This window comes from Actinomycetospora sp. TBRC 11914, from assembly GCF_012933465.1.
GTDB lineage: Bacteria > Actinomycetota > Actinomycetes > Mycobacteriales > Pseudonocardiaceae > Actinomycetospora.
On record NZ_JABBND010000033.1, the window covers coordinates 1 to 17,186 of the forward strand.

General features: G+C 74.9%; 19 protein-coding genes. 10 read left to right on the forward strand and 9 right to left on the reverse strand.

Annotated features, from left to right (window positions below; all coding sequences use genetic code 11):
* Positions 1-122: 122 nt before the first annotated feature.
* A complete protein-coding gene (locus HH311_RS29580; protein ID WP_169187320.1) occupies positions 123-428 on the reverse strand; it encodes a hypothetical protein in 306 nt (101 codons plus the stop codon).
* 82 nt (positions 429-510) lie between these two features.
* Here HH311_RS29580 and HH311_RS29585 point away from each other — a divergent pair, with 82 nt between their 5' ends.
* Entirely contained in the window at positions 511-1,176 is a 666-nt protein-coding gene (locus HH311_RS29585) for a hypothetical protein (protein ID WP_169187321.1), read from the forward strand.
* 32 nt (positions 1,177-1,208) lie between these two features.
* Here HH311_RS29585 and HH311_RS29590 read toward each other — a convergent pair whose 3' ends face one another.
* Together HH311_RS29590 and HH311_RS29595 are read right to left on the reverse strand one after the other, a co-directional pair.
* The gene (locus HH311_RS29590) at positions 1,209-2,348 is read right to left on the reverse strand and encodes an MFS transporter (protein WP_312030493.1); all 1,140 of its coding nucleotides are present in this window, start codon (positions 2,346-2,348) and stop codon (positions 1,209-1,211) included.
* A 142-nt stretch (positions 2,349-2,490) separates the two neighbouring features.
* Entirely contained in the window at positions 2,491-2,682 is a 192-nt protein-coding gene (locus tag HH311_RS29595; protein ID WP_169187322.1) for a hypothetical protein, read from the reverse strand.
* Between the two features lie 129 nt (positions 2,683-2,811).
* On the opposite strand from HH311_RS29595, the gene HH311_RS29600 reads away from it, so the two are divergent.
* The 6 genes from HH311_RS29600 to HH311_RS29625 all read left to right on the forward strand — a co-directional run bounded on the left by HH311_RS29600 (position 2,812) and on the right by HH311_RS29625 (position 9,941).
* Positions 2,812-4,017 (forward strand): cysteine desulfurase-like protein, encoded by a 1,206-nt coding sequence (locus HH311_RS29600; RefSeq protein ID WP_169187323.1) that lies wholly within the window; start codon positions 2,812-2,814, stop codon positions 4,015-4,017.
* Positions 4,017-4,331: a DUF4326 domain-containing protein gene (locus tag HH311_RS29605; RefSeq protein WP_169187324.1), complete on the forward strand. Its 315-nt coding sequence runs from the start codon at positions 4,017-4,019 to the stop codon at positions 4,329-4,331. The genes HH311_RS29600 and HH311_RS29605 overlap by 1 nt, the downstream gene beginning before the upstream one ends.
* Positions 4,332-4,394: 63 nt before the next feature.
* Complete coding sequence (locus tag HH311_RS29610) at positions 4,395-4,796, forward strand: hypothetical protein (protein WP_169187325.1); 402 nt, start codon at positions 4,395-4,397, stop codon at positions 4,794-4,796.
* 169 nt (positions 4,797-4,965) lie between these two features.
* Positions 4,966-6,522: an APC family permease gene (locus tag HH311_RS29615; protein ID WP_169187326.1), complete on the forward strand. Its 1,557-nt coding sequence runs from the start codon at positions 4,966-4,968 to the stop codon at positions 6,520-6,522.
* Positions 6,519-8,495 (forward strand): primary-amine oxidase, encoded by a 1,977-nt coding sequence (locus tag HH311_RS29620; RefSeq protein WP_169187327.1) that lies wholly within the window; start codon positions 6,519-6,521, stop codon positions 8,493-8,495. Before HH311_RS29615 ends, HH311_RS29620 begins: the two co-directional genes overlap by 4 nt.
* A gap of 216 nt (positions 8,496-8,711) precedes the next feature.
* Positions 8,712-9,941, forward strand: a complete 1,230-nt coding sequence (locus HH311_RS29625; RefSeq protein ID WP_169187328.1) for a glycoside hydrolase family 88 protein — start codon at positions 8,712-8,714, stop codon at positions 9,939-9,941.
* Here the strand turns inward: HH311_RS29625 and HH311_RS29630 are convergent.
* The gene (locus HH311_RS29630) at positions 9,893-10,294 is read right to left on the reverse strand and encodes a helix-turn-helix domain-containing protein (protein ID WP_169187329.1); all 402 of its coding nucleotides are present in this window, start codon (positions 10,292-10,294) and stop codon (positions 9,893-9,895) included. The genes HH311_RS29625 and HH311_RS29630 overlap by 49 nt on opposite strands.
* A gap of 120 nt (positions 10,295-10,414) precedes the next feature.
* Here HH311_RS29630 and HH311_RS29635 point away from each other — a divergent pair, with 120 nt between their 5' ends.
* Genes HH311_RS29635 through HH311_RS29645 form a run of 3 tightly spaced genes read left to right on the forward strand, consistent with a single transcriptional unit; the run spans position 10,415 to position 12,609 of the window.
* A complete protein-coding gene (locus HH311_RS29635; protein WP_312030494.1) occupies positions 10,415-11,290 on the forward strand; it encodes an SDR family oxidoreductase in 876 nt (291 codons plus the stop codon).
* 28 nt (positions 11,291-11,318) lie between these two features.
* Complete coding sequence (locus HH311_RS29640; RefSeq protein WP_312030495.1) at positions 11,319-12,278, forward strand: diacylglycerol kinase family protein; 960 nt, start codon at positions 11,319-11,321, stop codon at positions 12,276-12,278.
* Between the two features lies 1 nt (position 12,279).
* Positions 12,280-12,609, forward strand: coding sequence for a TraR/DksA family transcriptional regulator (locus tag HH311_RS29645; protein WP_169187330.1), 330 nt, complete (start codon positions 12,280-12,282; stop codon positions 12,607-12,609).
* Positions 12,610-12,687: 78 nt separating this feature from the next.
* On the opposite strand, the gene HH311_RS29650 is transcribed toward HH311_RS29645, so the two are convergent.
* The 5 genes from HH311_RS29650 to HH311_RS29670 are packed head-to-tail and all read right to left on the reverse strand — an operon-like array spanning position 12,688 to position 17,177.
* Positions 12,688-13,224, reverse strand: a complete 537-nt coding sequence (locus HH311_RS29650) for a GIY-YIG nuclease family protein (RefSeq protein ID WP_169187331.1) — start codon at positions 13,222-13,224, stop codon at positions 12,688-12,690.
* 47 nt (positions 13,225-13,271) lie between these two features.
* On the reverse strand, positions 13,272-14,507 hold the full coding sequence (locus HH311_RS29655; RefSeq protein WP_248304383.1) for an MFS transporter: 1,236 nt from the start codon (positions 14,505-14,507) through the stop codon (positions 13,272-13,274).
* Between the two features lie 2 nt (positions 14,508-14,509).
* A complete protein-coding gene (locus HH311_RS29660; RefSeq protein WP_312030496.1) occupies positions 14,510-15,565 on the reverse strand; it encodes a spore photoproduct lyase family protein in 1,056 nt (351 codons plus the stop codon).
* Positions 15,562-16,656 (reverse strand): nuclease-related domain-containing protein, encoded by a 1,095-nt coding sequence (locus HH311_RS29665; RefSeq protein ID WP_169187332.1) that lies wholly within the window; start codon positions 16,654-16,656, stop codon positions 15,562-15,564. The genes HH311_RS29660 and HH311_RS29665 overlap by 4 nt, the downstream gene beginning before the upstream one ends.
* A complete protein-coding gene (locus HH311_RS29670; RefSeq protein ID WP_169187333.1) occupies positions 16,656-17,177 on the reverse strand; it encodes a DUF2505 domain-containing protein in 522 nt (173 codons plus the stop codon). Before HH311_RS29670 ends, HH311_RS29665 begins: the two co-directional genes overlap by 1 nt.
* Between the last annotated feature and the right edge of the window lie 9 nt (positions 17,178-17,186).

Sequence of the window (17,186 nt, forward strand, 5' to 3'; positions counted from 1 at the left end):
TGGGTCGGCGAAGCACCCGCCCGGAGCGTCCACCACCGCCGTCATGGTTCGAACGCTAGTTCGAGGGTCCGACAGTCACGGCCCGAGCCACGAGGAGATCGGCTAGGCCATTCCGGTGATCTTCACGAAGCCAGGTGCCCCCGGGCCGCGGCCGCCAGCTCAGCCAGCCCCGAAAGCGAAGACGACCCCAACGGCACCGCCACCCACCCCCGCATCGCCCGCGATCCCATCACCGGCACCACCCCGCGCCCGGCCGCCACCAGCTCGCCCGCCGCCGGGTGCTTCAGTGTCACCCGCTCCCCGTCGCGGAAGGCGTACGGGTGGCCGTCCACGAGCAGCGTGTCCCGGCCGAACATCGAGCGTCGGGTCACGCCCGGCACCGCCAGCTGCTCCGTCGCCAGCGCCTCGAACGACTCCTCCGCGCCCACGTCGGAGAGCATGGCACCGTTGCCCGGTGTGGTCTGGGTCACTACCGTTTCCGGAGAGGTCCGCGAGGACGGGAGCGATGCCATGGACGACGCGACCCGGGCCCTGCTCCGGCTCTGGGACGTCACCGACGACCTCGTGTCGGGCCTGCACGGCGACGACTGGTCCCGCCCGCTGGTGCCCTCCGGATCACCCGCCGCGGTGGCCTCGGCGGCGCTGGACACCGGCGGCACCGACGTGACCGACCTCGTCACCCACCTCACCGGCGTCCACTACGCGGCACCCGACCAGCTGCAGGAGGCGCTCGCGCGGGCCCACGAGCGGGCCGAACGGGCGGTCCACGCGTCGGCGCCGTCGGGCCGCGTCCTCGAGGCGCAGTGCCTGGACATGTGCCTGCACACCCACGACCTGCACGAGGCCCTCGGGCTCGACCTCGACACGGACGCCGTCGCACCCGCCGCGCTCGAGGGCTGCCGGCTGGCGAGCGCGTTCGTCCCCCGGCTGCTCGCCCGGACCGGCGCCCGCCCGACCAGCCTGCGCCTCCTCGTCCGGACGTGGCCCGGCGGCCCCGTGGAGATCGACCGGACCCTCCGGGTGGGCGACGGCCCGGCCCTCCCGACGGCCGAGATCGACGCCGAGGCCGAGGCGTTCCTCCTGCTCCTGGCCGGCCGGCGCACGGCCGCCGAGCTCGCCGACCAGGGCCGCGTCACCTGGAGCGGCCGCAGCGCCGAGTGCCTCGTCGGCGCCTGAGTGCTCCGCCCGAGTGCCCCGCCCGAGCGCCCTCAGTCCGACGACGGGCGGCGCAGCAGGCTCACGAACGCGACCGCCGCGAGCACCGCGACGATCACCGAGAACGCCACGGCCGAGGTGACCAGGCCGAACGCCGCCGTGGCGATGCCCTCGCCGATCACCGGTAGCGAGATCGCGACGTAGAGCACGAGGAAGAAGCTCGACGCCACCTCGCTGCGCCGCTCCGCCGGGCTGCCCGCGCTCACCGCGCCGAGCCCGGCCCGGAAGCTCATCCCCTGCCCGACGCCGGCCACCGCGGCGCCCACCACGAGCACCCACAGCGACGCCACGGCGACCGACAGGCCGACCACCAGGACCCCGACGACGAGCGCCGCGCAGCCCACGAGCAGCGCCGGCCGCTCGCCGAGCCGCGCCGACGCGAGCTGGCCCAGCGTCGAGGCCCCGAGCAGCGTGAACACCACCAGCCCCGTCACCAGGTGGTTCGCGATGTGCAGGCCCTGCGCGACGAACGACGGCGACACCGCGGTGAACAGGCCCAGCACCGCGAAGCCCGCGAACCCGGCGATCGCGGCCCGCACGAAGACGCCCCGCACCTCCGGCGGGACCGACACCCGCTGAGGGCGGAAGGACACCGGTCCCTCGGCCGGGGTGATCGGCTCGGCGATCGCGAACAGGGCGATCCCGACGACGAGGCACAGGACGATGTGCACCACGTACGGCAGGGAGAGCGGGGCCGGCGCGTACTGCGCCAGCGCCCCGGCCAGCACCGGGCCGAGGCCGAGACCGAGCATGTTCACGGCGGCCGCGAGGAGGCTGTACCGCTGCTGGCGGCCCTCGGGTGCGAGGTCGACGAGCGTCGCGGTGGCCGTCCCGGTGAAGATTCCGGCGGAGAGGCCGGAGAGCACGCGGCCGACGAAGAGCGTCGGGACGTCGCCCGGGATGAGGAACACGGCGCTCGAGACCGCGGCGAGGACGAGTCCGGGCAGCAGCACCGCGCGCCGTCCGACCTGGTCGGAGAGCCGGCCGAAGAGGACGAGCGCGGCGGCGACGCCGACCGCGTAGGCGGCGAAGATGCACGTCACCATCACGCCGCCGAAGCCGAGCTCCCGCTCGTAGATCGGATAGAGCGGGGTCGGCAGCGTCGCCCCGAGCATGGTGATGAGGAAGGCCACCGCGACGACGGCGGCCGCGGCCGGACCGCGCAGCCCGCTCCGCCGTGTGGTGGTCGAGGCCTCGGTCGACGCGCTGATGGCGGTCCTCCGCTCGGTTGCGCCCGGCTGATCCGTCGGAGGGCATGCCCGCTTCCGCGGGGACCTACGCGCTCGTCGTGACGTCCTCGTCGCGCAGGGTCTCCAGCACCGAGAGCAGGACGGCGGCGCCGACGTCCTCGCGCCAGCGGGGGCGGGGCCGGTCGGGGACCGGGCGGGGAGCGGGGAGGGACGCCATCTCGTGGCGCCGGTCCGTGCGGCGAGCCGAGTCACCCTGCGTCTCGAGCTGCACGCTCACCCCGACCACCTCGATCCCGCTCGTCGCGGCCCGTGGACCGCCTGTCGTGCGTGTATCCGACGGGTGGGCGGCGATCGTTACGGCGAAACCTGGGAGGTGCTCCGGTCGGGCGAACGTCAGACTGACCCGGTGCCCTACGACGTCGCCGCGCTGCGCTCCCGCTTCCCCGCCCTCGACCGCGGCTTCGCGCACTTCGACGGGCCCGGCGGCTCCCAGGTCCCGCGCGAGGTCGGGGAGGCCGTCGCCGGCACCCTCACCGCGCCGATCGCCAACCGCGGCCGCACGACGCCGGCCGAGCGGTTCTCCGACGAGGTGGTCCTCGCCGCCCGCGGCGCGATGGCGGACCTGCTGGCCGCCGACCCCCGCGGGATCGTCTTCGGCCGGAGCATGACGGCGCTGACCGTCGACCTCGCCCGCACCCTCGCGACGACCTGGGGCCCGGGCGACGAGGTGGTGGTCACCCGCCTCGACCACGACGCCAACATCCGGCCGTGGGTGATCGCGGCGCAGCGGGCCGGGGCCACGGTCCGGTGGGCCGACTTCGACCCGGAGACGACCGAGCTGCGCGTCGAGGACGTCGCGGCCCAGCTCTCCGACCGGACGAGGGCCGTCGCGGTCACCGGGGCCTCGAACCTCGTCGGGACCCGCCCGCCGCTGGCCGGGATCGCCGCGCGGGTGCACGACGCCGGGGCGCTCCTCGTGGTCGACGGGGTGCACCTCACCGCGCACGCGGCGATCGACGTGGCCGCCGTCGGCGCCGACGTCTTCCTCTGCTCGCCCTACAAGTTCCTCGGCCCGCACTGCGGGGTGCTCGCGGCCGACCCGGCGTTGCTGGAGACCCTGCACCCCGACAAGCTGCTGCCCTCCACCGACGCGGTCCCGGAGCGCTTCGAGCTCGGCACGCTGCCCTACGAGCTCCTCGCCGGCACGACGGCGGCCGTGGACGTGCTGGCGTCGCTGGGACCCGACCGCGGCCCGCGTCGGGACCGCCTGGTCGCCGCGATGGGCGCCGTCGAGGCCCACGAGGACCGGCTGCGGGAGCGGATCGAGACCGGGCTCGCGTGGATCCCCGGGGTGTCGGTGCTCTCGCGGGCCGCGCACCGGACCCCGACGCTGCTCGTAAAGGTCCCCGGCGGCGGGCGCCGGGCCCACCAGGGGCTGGCCGACCGCGGGGTCTTCGCGCCCGCCGGGTCCTTCTACGCGCTCGAGGCGTCGCGGCGGCTCGGGCTCGGCGACGACGGGGCGCTGCGGATCGGGCTCGCGCCCTACAACGACGACGAGGACGTCGACCGGCTGCTCGACGGGCTCGCGAAGCTCAGCCAGGAGGCGAGCTGATGCCCGAGCGCATCCGGCTGCGCCGGGCCAAGGGCTCGCGCAAGCCCGAGGGGACGATCACCGTCGCGCGCCCGTCGTCGTGGGGGAACCCGTTCCGGCTCGGTGCGGCCGTACACACCGACGACGACGTCGAGGTCACCCTCGACCGCGACACGATGATCGCGCTGTACCGGCGGTGGCTCGCCCAGCAGCCGGATCTCGTGGCGAGGGCCCGCGACGAGCTGGCCGGCCACGATCTCGCCTGCTGGTGCGCCGAGGACGAGCCCTGCCATGCCGACGTGCTGCTCCGGGTGGCCGCCGGCGGCGAGCCGTAGCCCCGCGGTGCAGTAGTCCCCTACGGCAGACAGGGGCCCGGAGACGACTCACTCTCGGTGAGCATGACAGCTCTCACCCGGCGCCCGTCCGTTCTGACCGGCGTCGTCCTGCTCGCGCTCTTCGGCCTCGTCGACCTGCTCAGCCCGTGGATCTTCCCGGCCCCGGCGGACGCTCCCGCCATCGCGAACACGCTGACGCTGGTCTTCGGGGTGCTCGCCCTCGTCGTCCTCGGCGTCTGGCTCGCGACCGGTGCCCGGTGGGCCATGTGGGTCAGCGTCGTGATCCGCGTGATCGGCGCGGTCTTCTCGGTCATGGCCTTCACCGACCCGACGGTGTCGACGGGCTTCGTCGTGGCGAACGTCGTCTACCTGGTGCTCAGCGTCGTCGCGATCGTGCTCGTGGTGCCCACGCTGCGTGCCCCCTCCCGCGACCCGGGCGGCACGGCGCTGACCGGCCAGGTCTGACTCACCGCGGGTCACGCGCGCCCGCGATGTCTCACCGGCGGTCCGGATCGTCCGTCCTGCGTATCCGTCGGCCGTGCTCGTGAGCGGAGCGTTGCCTTTCGGTGATGCATTGGTCACAACCACTTCCGAGAGTGGGCGGATCATCACCCACCGGCGCCTCGGAGGTCTCATGACCGCGACACAGTCCGTCACCGCACCTCCCGAGCACCACGGGCGACTGGCCGACAACGCCCTCGGGCTGCCCTCGGTCCTCTTCTGCATCGTCACCGGCGCCGCTCCGCTCACCGCGATGCTCTTCAACGTCCCCGTCTCGGTGAACGGCGGTGGCTGGGCGACGCCCGCCGCGTTCTTCATCGCCACGGTGTCGTTGACGATCTTCTCGGTCGGCTACATCGCGATGTCGCGGCGGGTGACCAGCGCCGGCGGCTTCTACACGTTCGTCAGCCGGGGGCTCGGTCGCGTCGTCGGGCTGGGGTCGGGGCTGCTCATCGCGCTCTGCTACATGGTCTTCGTCGGCGCCGTCATCGGCGTGATGGGCTACTTCGCCGCCACGACCGTCGAGGCCTTCACCGGGCTCGCCCTCCCGGCCTGGCTCTACATGGCGGCCGGGCTCGCGATCATGAGCCTGCTGGCGTGGTTCCACATCGAGCTGACCGCGAAGGTCCTCGGTGTCATGCTCGTCGCCGAGGTGCTCGCCCTGGTCGTGCTGTCGGTGGCGGTCTTCGTCCAGGGCGGCGCCGAGGGCTTCTCGCCCGCGCCGTTCAACCCCGCGGCGATCTTCGACAACCCGGGCGCGCTGCAGATCTTCGGCACCGGGGCGGCGGGCATCGCGCTGTTCGCGGCGTTCTGGTCCTGGGTCGGCTTCGAGATGGCGCCGAACTACGCCGAGGAGTCGCGCGAGCCGCACCGGATCGCCTCCATCGCGACCTACGGCTCGGTGATCGGGCTCGGCATCTTCTACATGATCGTCTCGTACGCCTTCGTCACCGGCTGGGGCCTCACCGGCAGCGTGAAGGCGGTCTCCGACCAGCTGAACGGCGTGTTCGCGTCCGCCTTCTACCCGCTCTCGGACCGCTTCGTCGGCGGCTGGCTGACCGTGATCATCGAGATCCTCGCGGTGACCAGCTCCTTCGCCTGCGCGATGGCCTTCTACAACACGTCCTCCCGCTACCTGTTCGCGCTGGGACGCGAGCGCGTGCTGCCGCGGGTGCTCGGGCGGACCTCGAAGCACCGCAGCCCGGGCGTCGCCGCCATGACGACCACCGTCGTCGTCGCGCTCTACTGCCTCGCCTTCGTCCTCTACGACCCCTCAACCGAGGGCGCGCTGACCAAGCTCGGCACCTGGTCCCCGCTGCTCGGGGTCCTCGGCATCCTCGCCGTCCAGGCCCTGGTCTGCGTCGCGATCATCCGGTACTTCCTGACGACGGCCCGCGACGGCTTCCGGGTGTGGAGCACGCTGATCGCCCCGGTGATCGGGTTCGTCGCCATGGTCGGCGCCTGCTTCCTGCTCATCGACAACCGTGCCGCGCTGGCCGCCGCCGAGGGCGTCCCCTTCATCACCCTGCTGCCCTACGTGCCGCTGGTGATCTTCGTGGCCGGGGTGGTCGTCGCCCTGGTCCTGCGCGCCCGCCGTCCCGAGGTCTACGCCGGCCTCGGGCACTTCTCCCTCTCCGACCCCGTGCTCGACGACGACCCGGCAGTGTCCGACAAGGAGGCCCACGCATGACCGCGCTCGAGGAACCCCGCACCGCCACCACCGAGGCCGTCCACCCCCTCGAGCCGCTCACGGCCGAGGAGGTGACGGCGGCGTCCGCGCTGCTCAAGGAGGCCCGGGGGCTGGCCGACACCGCACGGTTCGTGTTCGTCGCCCTCCACGAGCCCACGAAGACCGCGCTCGCCGGGTACGACGCGGAGCACCCGCTGCCCCGCGAGGCCGAGATCGTGCTCTACGAGCGCGGCGAGCGGCTGCTCTACGAGGCCGTCGTCTCGCTGACCGAGCAGAGCGTCCTGTCCTGGCGGCCCCGTCCCGGCGTGCAGGCCCCGGTGATGGCCGAGGAGTTCTTCGCGACCGAGGACATCGTGCGCGCCGACCCCCGCTGGCAGGAGGCGATGACGCGGCGCGGGATCACCGACTTCTCGCTGGCGATGATCGACCCCTGGGCCTCGTCGTGGACCGGGCCGGAGGACGACCCGAGCGCGCGGCGCATCGTCCGGCCGCTCACGTGGGTGCGCTCCGCCCCGGGCGAGCACGGCTACGCCCGGCCGGTCGAGGGGCTGGTCGTCACCGTCGACCTCGACCTGCGCGAGGTCGTCGACGTGACCGACCACGGCGTCGTCGACGTCCCGTCACGGCCCGCGAACTACGAGCAGCCCTGGATCCACGACGCGGCGAACGTCCCCCGGGTCGAGACGATCCGCGACGACGTGAAGCCGATCGTGATCACCCAGCCCGAGGGCCCGAGCTTCACCGTCGACGGGCACGCGGTGAGCTGGCAGAAGTGGCACCTGCGGATCGGGTTCACCCCGCGCGAGGGCCTCGTGCTCCACGAGGTCGCCTACGACGACCGCGGTACCCGGCGCCCGGTGCTGCACCGCGCCTCGCTCGCGGAGATGTACGTGCCCTACGGCGACCCCGCGCCCACGCACCGGTTCAAGAACGTGTTCGACCAGGGCGAGTACGGCGTCGGGTGGCTCGCGAACCCGCTGACGCTCGGGTGCGACTGCGTCGGGCACATCCGATACTTCGACGGCGTCGTCAACGACCAGGACGGCAACGCGGTCACCATCCCGAACGCGATCTGCATGCACGAGGAGGACACCGGCATCGCGTGGAAGCACACCGACTTCCGCACCGAGGCCGTCGAGGTCCGCCGTCGGCGGCGCCTGGTGATCTCCTCGATCGTCACCGTCGGGAACTACGAGTACGGCTACTTCTGGTACCTCTACAACGACGGCCTCATCGAGTACGAGGTCAAGCTGACCGGCGTCATCTCCACCGGCGCGGTGCCGGAGGGCACGGTGCCCGAGCACGGCACGCTCGTCGCGCCCGGGCTCTACGGCCCCCACCACCAGCACTTCTTCTGCGTGCGCCTGGACATGACCGTCGACGGCGTGGCGAACACCGTCGTCGAGGTCGACTCGGTGCCCTCCCCGCCCGGCCCGGCGAACCCGCACGGCAACGCCTGGGTGACGACGCGGACGCCGGTCACCTCCGAGGCGGTGGGGGCGCGGGACACCGCGCCCGGGAAGGCGCGGTTCTGGAAGATCGAGAGCACGACGCAGACCGGCCCGACCGGGGCGCCGACCGCGTACGCGCTCATGCCGGGGTCGACGGTGCCGCCGATGTACTCGCCCGACGCGCTCTTCGCGCCGCGGTCCGGGTTCACCGAGCACACCCTCTGGGTGACCGCCGAGGACCCCGAGCAGCGCTTCGCCGCGGGCGACTACCCGCTCCAGGCGCCGCGCGGGACGGGTCTGCCGACCTATCTCGACGCCGACCGTCCGCTCGAGGGCACCGACGTCGTCGTCTGGTACACGATGGGCGCCCACCACGTGGTGCGTCCCGAGGACTGGCCGGTGATGCCGGTGTCGACGATCGGCTTCATGCTCCGGCCCTCGGGGTTCTTCGACGGCAACCCGGCCCTGGACCTGCCGCCGAGCGAGGCGCACGGCTCCGCCGACGGGGACGTCTGCCACTGACGTCGCGGGCTCGCGTCGCCGCCGGCGACGCACGAACGGCCGGTTCGTCACGGTTGATCGTGACGAACCGGCCGTTCGTCCCCCGGGGCGGTGCGGCTGCCGTCGCCTGATCGGGCTACGGTGCGGCCGACACCGGGGGGTGACTCGATCGTGGGCGAATCGACGGCGGGGGCGCACATCGTCGGGACGGCGGGGCAGTCTCGCCGTGTGACGGGTGTGGCGGCTGTGGTCCTGGTGGGTGTCCTGCTGGCCGGCTGCGGCCAGGGGGAGACGGCGCCGAGCGCGCCCGCCGCCGACCCGGCGGCCCCGTCGTCGGCCGCCGCGCCGGCGACACCGCTGCCGGCGTCGGTGACGAAGGTCCTGCCCACCGCCTACCAGCGGCTCGCCGGTGCCGCCGACCAGCTCGACCCGGCCGCCGGCTACCCCCGCTCGGTCGACCAGGGGAAGACCACATGGTCGACGAAGCCGGTCACCGACTGGACCTCCGGGTTCTTTCCCGGCGAGCTGTGGCTCGCCCGCGAGCTCACCGGGGACCAGGCGTGGACCGCCCGCGCGCAGCGCTGGACCGCGCCCATCGCCTCGCAGGTGACCCGCACCGACACCCATGACCTCGGCTTCGTCGTCGACGACAGCTTCGGCGACCAGCTCGCGGCGACGGGGGCCGGCGCGGACCAGGTCGTCACCGCCGCCCGCAGCCTCGCGACCCGGTACTCGGCGAAGGTCCACGCCATCAAGAGCTGGGACACCGAGGGCGACGACGACAAGCGCGGCTCGTGGCGCTTCCCGGTCATCATCGACACGACGATGAACCTCGCGCTGCTCGACCGGGCGGCGGCCCTGCCCGGCGGCGACCCGGCGTGGAAGGACATCGCGACCCAGCACGCGCTGACCGCCTCGAGGACGAACATGCGCCCCGACGGCAGCGTCGCCCACGTCGCCGTCTTCGACCCCGACACCGGCGCCTTCCTGAAGCGCGACACCTGGCAGGGCGCCGCACCGGACTCGACGTGGTCGCGCGGGCAGGGCTGGGCGATCCACGGCTTCGCCGCCCAGGCCCGGGCGGCGGGCAACGCCGAGCTGCGGGCGGCGGCCCAGAAGGCCGCGGACTGGTGGCTCGCGCACACCTCGCCCGGCCACCGGGTGCCGGCCTGGGACTTCTCGAAGCCGACCGAGGAGCGCGACACCTCGGCGGCCGCCGTCGCGGCGTCGGGCCTGCTCGACCTCGCCGACCAGGTCGGCGGCGCCGACGGGGCCCGCTACCGGCAGGCGGCGGGCGAGACCCTCGACGAGCTGGCGACCACGGACGTGGCCCCCGAGGGCCCGGCGCTGCTCGCCCACGCGACCGGGGGGAAGCCGCAGGACGACGAGGTCGACGTCGGGATCGTCTACGCCGACTACTACTTCCTCGAGGCCGCCCGGCGCTGGTCGGACCCCGCGCGCTCCTGAGCGGCGTCGTCGTAGGCCGCCCGGGCGGCCTCGACGTCGTCGATGTGGGTCTCGGCCCACTCCTCGAGCGCGCGCGTCAGCCCGAGCAGGCTGCGGCCGAGCCCGGTGAGCGCGTACTCCACCCGCGGCGGGATCTCGGCGTACACGGTGCGGGTGACGAGCCCGTCGCGCTCGAGGCCCCGCAGCGTCTGGGTGAGCATCTTCGGGGTGATGCCGCCGATGCGGGCGGCGATCGCGCCGTGGCGCAGCGTCCCGTCGGCGAGGACGCGGACGACGAGGATGCTCCACCGGTCGCCGATGCGGTCGAGCACCTGGCGGCTCGGGCACTCGGCGGCGAACACGTTCCCGGTCACCTGGTCACTATCCACCTGGTACCTACCGCACTTCAAGGTGCTGACTCGCCGTCGGGAAGCAGCCCCCGACCAGCGCGGTTGGCGACGACGAGGGGCCGCGCCCGGCGGCCCGCACCCACCGTGGGAGCCACCGTGTACGTCATCACCGGAGCCACCGGATCGCTCGGCCGCCTGGCCGTCGAGGCCCTGCTGGAGCGCGTGCCCGCGGCGGAGGTCCGCGCGACGGGGCGGCGCGTCGACACCCTCGACGACCTCGCCGCCCGCGGCGTCGACGTCCGCCGCGCCGACTACGACGACCCGGCCTCGCTCGCCGCCGCCCTCGACGGCGCGACCCGCGTGCTCTTCGTGTCCGGCAGCGACGCCGGGGCGCGGCTCGACCAGCACCGGCGCGTGGTCGAGGCGCTGGCCGCCGCCGGCGTCGAGCTGGTCGGCTACACCAGCATCCTGCACGCGCAGACCTCGGACATGCTCCTCGCGACCGAGCACGCGGCCACCGAGCGGATGCTGGCCGACGCCGGCGTCCCGCACGTCCTGCTGCGCAACGGCTGGTACACCGAGAACTTCCTCGCGAGCCTGGCCGCCGACGTCGAGCACGGCATCGTCGGGGCCTCCGGGGACGGCCGCTTCGACGCCGCCACCCGCGCCGACTACGCCGAGGCGGCCGTCGTCGCGCTCACCGGCGGCGCCGCCCCGGGCGACGTCCTCGAGCTGGGCGGCCCCGGCTTCACCCGCGCCGAGCTCGCCGCCGAGATCGGCCGGGCCGCCGGCCGCGAGGTGCCCTACACCGACCTGTCCGTCGACGGCTTCCGCGAGGCGCTCGTCGGCGCCGGCCTGCCCGAGGCGTTCGCCGCGGTGCTCGCCGACTCCGACCGCGGTGCCGCCGCCGGGTGGCTCACCGCGCCCGGCGACGACCTCGCGCGGCTGCTCGGCCGCCCGGCCACCCCGTGGACCGAGGTGGTCGACGCGGCCGTGCGGGACGTCGTCACACCCGTCTGAACCGGCGCGAGCCGCTAACCTCGGCAGGGTGTCCGCTGCGTCCTCCGTGCCCGGTCCGCCCGCGCCGCGGCCGTACGAGAGTGTGCTGCTGGTCTACAACCCGACGAGCTCGGGCGGCGGCGAGGGCAAGGCGCACACCCTCGCGCGCGACCTGCGCCGCCTCGCGCCGGACCTCGACGTCGAGCTCGTGCCCACCGAGTACGCCGGGCACGCGCGCCGGATCGCCGAGAGCGCGGCCCGGACCTACCGGCCGCTCGTGGTCTCGGTCTCCGGCGACGGCGGCTACAACGAGGTCGTCGACGGGGCGATGGCCGGTGGCGACGGCCGGCACACCGGGACCGTCGTCGCGGTCGCCTCGGCCGGCAACGCCAACGACCACCGGCGGGTCACCCGGCGGCGGCCCCTGGCCGAGGCGATCGCCGACGGCGTGGTCGAGCACCTCGACGTCCTGCGGCTGAGCGTCGGGCCGAACCCGCCGCGCTACGCCCACTCCTACATCGGGCTCGGCATCACCCCCGTCGTGGCCCTCTCGCTCGAGCGCAGCGGGAAGGGGTCGCTGCGCGAGCTGGTCACCACCGTGCGGGAGTTCCTGCGGTTCCGGCCGTTCGAGATCGAGCTGGAGGCGTTCGAGGGCGGGGCCGAGCGCGGCGTCGGGGTGGGGGAGTTCCTCGGCCGCCACACCTACGACAGCCTGATCATGGCCAACCTGTCGGAGATGGCGAAGTACGTCCGGCTCTCCGACACCGGGGACCCCGCGGACGGCCGGTTCGAGATCGTCGGCATCCCCCATCGGGGCCGTTTCCGGCTCCTGCTCACGGGGATCCGGGCCGCGTGGCAGGGACTGGGCTGGCAGCCGAGCGCCCGTCGCCTGCGCTTCCGCACCCTCTCCGAGCTCCCGCTGCAGCTCGACGGCGAGGTCATCACCCTGCCGGCCGACACCTCCGTCGTGATCGAGCTCGTGCACGGCGCGCTGTCCACGGTGCGCTGAGGTGAGCGCCGCCGAGGACCTGGCGGCCGAGCGGTCGGCGACGCAGGCCCGGATCGCCGCGCTCGAGGCGCAGGTCGCGGCCATCGTCGAGACCGCGTCGTCGAGCTCGGGCGACGACGAGCACGACCCCGAGGGCCAGACCGTCGCCTACGAGCGCGCCCAGACCCAGGCGCTGCTGCGCCGCGCCCGGGCCGACCTGGCGGAGGTCGACGCGGCGTTCGGGCGGCTGGACGCGGGCACCTACGGCATCTGCGAGGTGTGCGGGCGGCCCATCCCGGGCGAGCGGCTGGAGGCGCGGCCGACGGCGCGGCGGTGTGTGCGGCACGCGTAGGTGCTCCAACGCCAGCGGAGCGTCGTTGCTTGCATCCAGTGGCAGAAAAGCCGCATCGTCGCGGCTCTCCGGCCCGGTTCACGGCCGGCGGAACGGCACCCCGACCTCCCGCGGCGCCTTCTCCCCGGCCGCGACGACGTAGCGCTGCTCGGCCTCGTGCGCGCCCGGTGAGTCCAGCCCGACCGGCCCGAGCAGCGCCGCGACCCGCGCGCGGTGGGCTTCGCGGCCGTCGTCGGGAACCCACGTCAGCGCCAGCCGCGCCCGCAGCCAGGCGGTGAGCCGCTCCTCGTCGGCCTTCGGCAGCACCACGTCCGCGGCCCACGTCGGGGCCAGCGCGAGCTCGGCGAGCAGCAGCCCGGCGACGACGCGGCGCAGCCGGGACACCCCGGTGCGGTAGAGGTCCTGACGGCGGACGCGGTTGCGCAGCATGGTCGCGGTGCCGAGGTCGAGCAGCCGGAGGTCGGCCGACGGGTGCGGGGCCCCGCCGAGCGCCGGGAGCACCGACGGCGCCGCCCACCACGCGACGTGGCCGGGCGCGCCGGGCAGGTCGGCCACGGTCGCGTCCAGCTCGCCGGGCACGGCGGTGAGCGCGGCGGCGGCCTCCTCCGGGGTCATGGGCGGCAGTCTCCTCCGCCCGGTCACGAGGGGAGGATCCGGTCGCTCTAGACGGCCGGGGGTTCCCCTCGCGCAGAGCCCGCAGGCCCCGCGGACGCCGCGGACCCCCGCGGGCGCAGCGACCGCGCCAGGACGGCGGCCCCGAGCGCCGCCACCGGGACGACGAGCAGGCCGGTGCCCACCGAGGAGGCGTCGGCGATCGCCCCGATGATCGGGGGCGTCGTGAGGAAGCCGAGGCGGGCGAGGAACCCGACGACGGCGATCCCGTCGCCCGCCCGCGCCCCCGGCACGGCGCCGGCCGCCGCGAACGCCAGCGGGAAGAGGGTGGCGACGCCGAGCCCGGCCAGCGCCCACCCGGCGATCGCCGCCGCCGGGTGCGCGAGCAGCAGCGCCGCCACCAGGGCCACCGCCGCGACGAGCGCCCCGGTCCGCGCCACCGCCACGGGGCCGACGCGGTCGGTGACCCGGTCGCCCGCCAGGCGCCCCAGCGTCATCGTCGCCTGGAAGGCCACGAACGGCAGGCCGGCCACGAACGCGCCCGCCCCGAGGTCGTCGCGCAGGTACACCGCCCCCCACGACGCGGACGAGTCCTCGACCGCCCCCGAGCACACCATCAGCCCGGCCACGGCGAGCAGGGGCGCCACCACCCGCCACGACGTCAGCACCCCGCCCAGCCCGGCTCCCGGCGACGCGGTCGCCCCGTGGTGCTCCGGCGGCAGCACGAGGCGCCACGCCAGGGCCGAGGTCACCACCAGGACCGCCCCGACCACCGTCAGGTGGACCACCACCGGCACGCCCAGCCCGGCCGCGGCCGCCCCGAGCAGGCCCGCACCGACCGCGGCGATGCTCCACGTCGCGTGCAGGCCGTTGATGATCGAGCGGCCGTAGCGGTCCTGGACGAGCAGGCCGTGGGCGTTCATCGCGGCGTCGGTCCACGCGTCGGTGATCCCGAGCAGGAACAACGCCCCGGCGAGCGCCCACCACCCCGGCGCCAGTGCCACCAGCGGCAGCAGTGCCGCCCCCAGCAGCGACACCGACGCGGCGACCCGCCCGCTGCCGAGCCGGGCGATGAGCGGGCCGGCGGCCACCCCGACCAGCAGCGCGGCCGCGGGGAAGGCCGCGATCGCGGTGCCGAGCTCGGTGTTCGACAGCCCCAGCCCGTCGCGCAGCGCCGGGAAGCGGGGGACGAGGGAGTTGTAGGTGGCCCCGTTGACGGCGAAGAGCGCCATGACGGCGCCGCGGGCGCGGCGGTCGGTGCGGGTGGGCGGGGCCTGCCCGGACATCGTCAGAACGCGTACCGGATCGGCAGCCACGGGGCGTGGACCGCGACCAGCTCCCGGAACCGCGCCACCGCCCGCCGCTTGACGTCGACCCGGTAGCGGACGTTCTCCTGGCCGTTCTGCGAGCGCTTGGGCTCCTGGGCCTCGGGACGCCAGAGCACGTCCTCGGCCCGCGGGTGCCAGCCGAGGTTGACCTCGTGCAGCCCCTCGTTGTGGGTGAGGAGGATGACCTCGCACGCCGCCTGGGCGCGCGCGGCGGGGGAGAGCCGCTCGCCGAGCTCGTCGAGCAGCGCTGCCCAGCGCGACTGCCAGCGCTCGCGCAGCACCACCGGCGAGAAGTTCAGGTGCACCTCGTAGTCGGCCGCGAGGAAGTCGTCGACGGCGTCGATGCGCTCGTCGATCGAGCTGGTCCGCAGGTCGAGCAGCTGGGCGTCCTCGCGGGGCATCAGCGAGAACCGCACCCGGGTGCGCCCGCGGGGGTCGAGCGCGAGCAGGTCGCGGTTGACGTACTTCGTCGCGAAGGACGCCTTCGCGCCCTCGAGGCCGGCGACGTGGCGGACGAGGTCGGCGACGTTGTCGGAGACCAGCGCGTCCACCGAGCAGTCCGAGTTCTCGCCGAGGTCGTACACCCAGTCGCGGGGGTCGCACTGGTTGGGTTCGGTCTTCGGGCCGGTGCGCGCCAGGTGGCGGCTGACGGCGCGGGCGATGCCGTCGATGTTGGTGAAGACGGTGATCGGGTTGGCGTAGCCCTTGCGGCGCGGGACGTAGCAGTAGGCGCAGGCCATGGCGCAGCCGTTGGCGCCGGACGGGGCGATGAAGTCCGCGGAGCGGCCGTTCGGCCGCACCGTCAGCGACTTCTTCTCGCCGAGCACGAGGTTCTCCGCCTTCACCCGCACCCACCGCGACACCTTCGCGGCGTCGCCGTGCAGGTCGGGGATGGCCCAGTGCGAGTCGACCTCGACGACCTCGGCGCCGGGGAAGCGCGCGAGGACCTCCTGGCCCCGCATCGAGGCCAGCGAGGCGGGCTCGGCCCAGATGGTGCGGACGTCGAGCAGGCTCACGGCAGCCAGGTGTCCGAGCGCCGCGCCACGGCGTAGGTCTCCTCCACCGCGGCGGCGGAGAGCCGCTCGCCCCGGCTGCGCATGGCCCGCGCCAGGTCCCCGGCGCGAGCGACGATCACCCCGCGCGGCCGGCTGTGGGTGACGATGGTGCCCCCGACGACCGCGATGACCGGGGTCACCGGCGGCGGGTCGAGCACCTCCTCGAAGCCGGCGGCCAGCGCGATCCCCTCGGCGAGGCGCTCGTGGACCTCCTCGCCGATCGTGCGGATGCGCGCGAGGTCGAACTGCTTGCCGTCGATCTCGATCCCGGTGGTGGAGGCGTGGACCTTCCCGCCCGGCTGGTGGCGGACCTCCACCACGAACACCCCGGGCGTCCCGATGACCAGGTGGTCCAGCGTCACCGTCTCCGGCCCGACGGCCGTCTCGACGCCGTGCAGCATCCGCCAGCGCGGGCCGCGGCCGTTGCCGCCGGACTCGCGGGCCAGCGCGTCGGCCACGGCGTGCCGCCCGTCGGCGCGCAGCCGCAGCTCGCGGTCGCGCTCCCGGTTCCCCGTCGCGCGGGCACGGGAGGCCTCGCGGAGCAGGCCGTGGTCGGGACCGTGGAAGGCGAGGTCCTCCCAGTCGTCGGTCTCGGCCACGTCGTCGTGGGTGGGGCGCCCCGCGTCGACGAACGCATCGGCGCGGAAGCCGTCGGCGCTGTCGGCCGACCAGCCATCGGCCGGGGTGGCCGGCCCGGGCTCGAGCGCCCCGGCCGGGTCCCGACGGCGGGCTCCCCCGGCCCCGGCCCCGGCCGTGCTCGGCGCGCGGTCCTGGGTCCGGGCGCCGCCCTGGCGCGGGATCCGGAGGGTGTCGGTGAGGCGCTGCCGGCGTGACGGGCGCCGGACGCCGACGTCGTCGGAGAAGCCGGGGAAGCGCTCCATGCCGTGCGCGACGAGCCACTCGTCGAGCTCGGCGACGAACGTGGCGCGGAACGTCGGCGCGACGTCGGACACCTCGCCGGTCTGCAGGTCGTAGGTGCCGAGACGGCTGCCGTAGGGCGAGGTGACGACGACGCGGTCGCCGCGCCCGAGGCGCGTGCGGCGTGCGGGCATCAGGACTCCCGGTCGGTGTGCGCGTCGAGCCAGCGGGTGATGTTGTCGTGCTCGACGCGGGTGAGCTGGCGTACGCCGTCGGCGACCGCGCCCTCGACCAGCGCGCCCGCCCACGGGATCGTGACCGTGACCGCCACGTCGACCGCGAGCCGGCACCCCGACCCGGCGGCCGCCGCGACGCTCATCGTGCCCTCGGCCCGCACCGGGGCCCGGGGCACCGCGACCTCCACCTCGCCGTCGCAGCGCCGTGGCCCCAACCGCCACCGCTCGGTGCGGCGCAGCACCAGTCCCCCGGTGAGCAGCCGCCCGATGGCCGGCGGGATCTGGCCGGTGGGGACCGGCTGGCGGACGACGACCTCGACGGTGCCGTCCTGCGGGGTGCCGGTGGTCCGGTGCCGCTCGACCTCGCCACCACCGCCCGCGTCGAGGCGCGCGCGGTGGAAGTCGGGGTCGGCCAGCGCGACGGAGAAGTCGGCCACGTCGTGGGGGTAGTCCCGGCTGGCCCGCAGTCGGGTGGTCACGTCACCTCA

Bases quoted from the DNA above. Each gene is read 5' to 3' on its own strand.
- HH311_RS29585 (WP_169187321.1), top strand. From the start codon at position 511: ATGGACGACGCGACCCGGGCCCTGCTCCGGCTCTGGGACGTCACCGAC.
- HH311_RS29605 (WP_169187324.1), top strand. From the start codon at position 4,017: ATGCCCGAGCGCATCCGGCTGCGCCGGGCCAAGGGCTCGCGCAAGCCC.
- HH311_RS29610 (WP_169187325.1), top strand. From the start codon at position 4,395: ATGACAGCTCTCACCCGGCGCCCGTCCGTTCTGACCGGCGTCGTCCTG.
- HH311_RS29615 (WP_169187326.1), top strand. From the start codon at position 4,966: ATGACCGCGACACAGTCCGTCACCGCACCTCCCGAGCACCACGGGCGA.
- HH311_RS29620 (WP_169187327.1), top strand. From the start codon at position 6,519: ATGACCGCGCTCGAGGAACCCCGCACCGCCACCACCGAGGCCGTCCAC.
- HH311_RS29650 (WP_169187331.1), bottom strand. From the start codon at position 13,224: ATGACCCCGGAGGAGGCCGCCGCCGCGCTCACCGCCGTGCCCGGCGAG.
- HH311_RS29655 (WP_248304383.1), bottom strand. From the start codon at position 14,507: ATGTCCGGGCAGGCCCCGCCCACCCGCACCGACCGCCGCGCCCGCGGC.
- HH311_RS29665 (WP_169187332.1), bottom strand. From the start codon at position 16,656: ATGCCCGCACGCCGCACGCGCCTCGGGCGCGGCGACCGCGTCGTCGTC.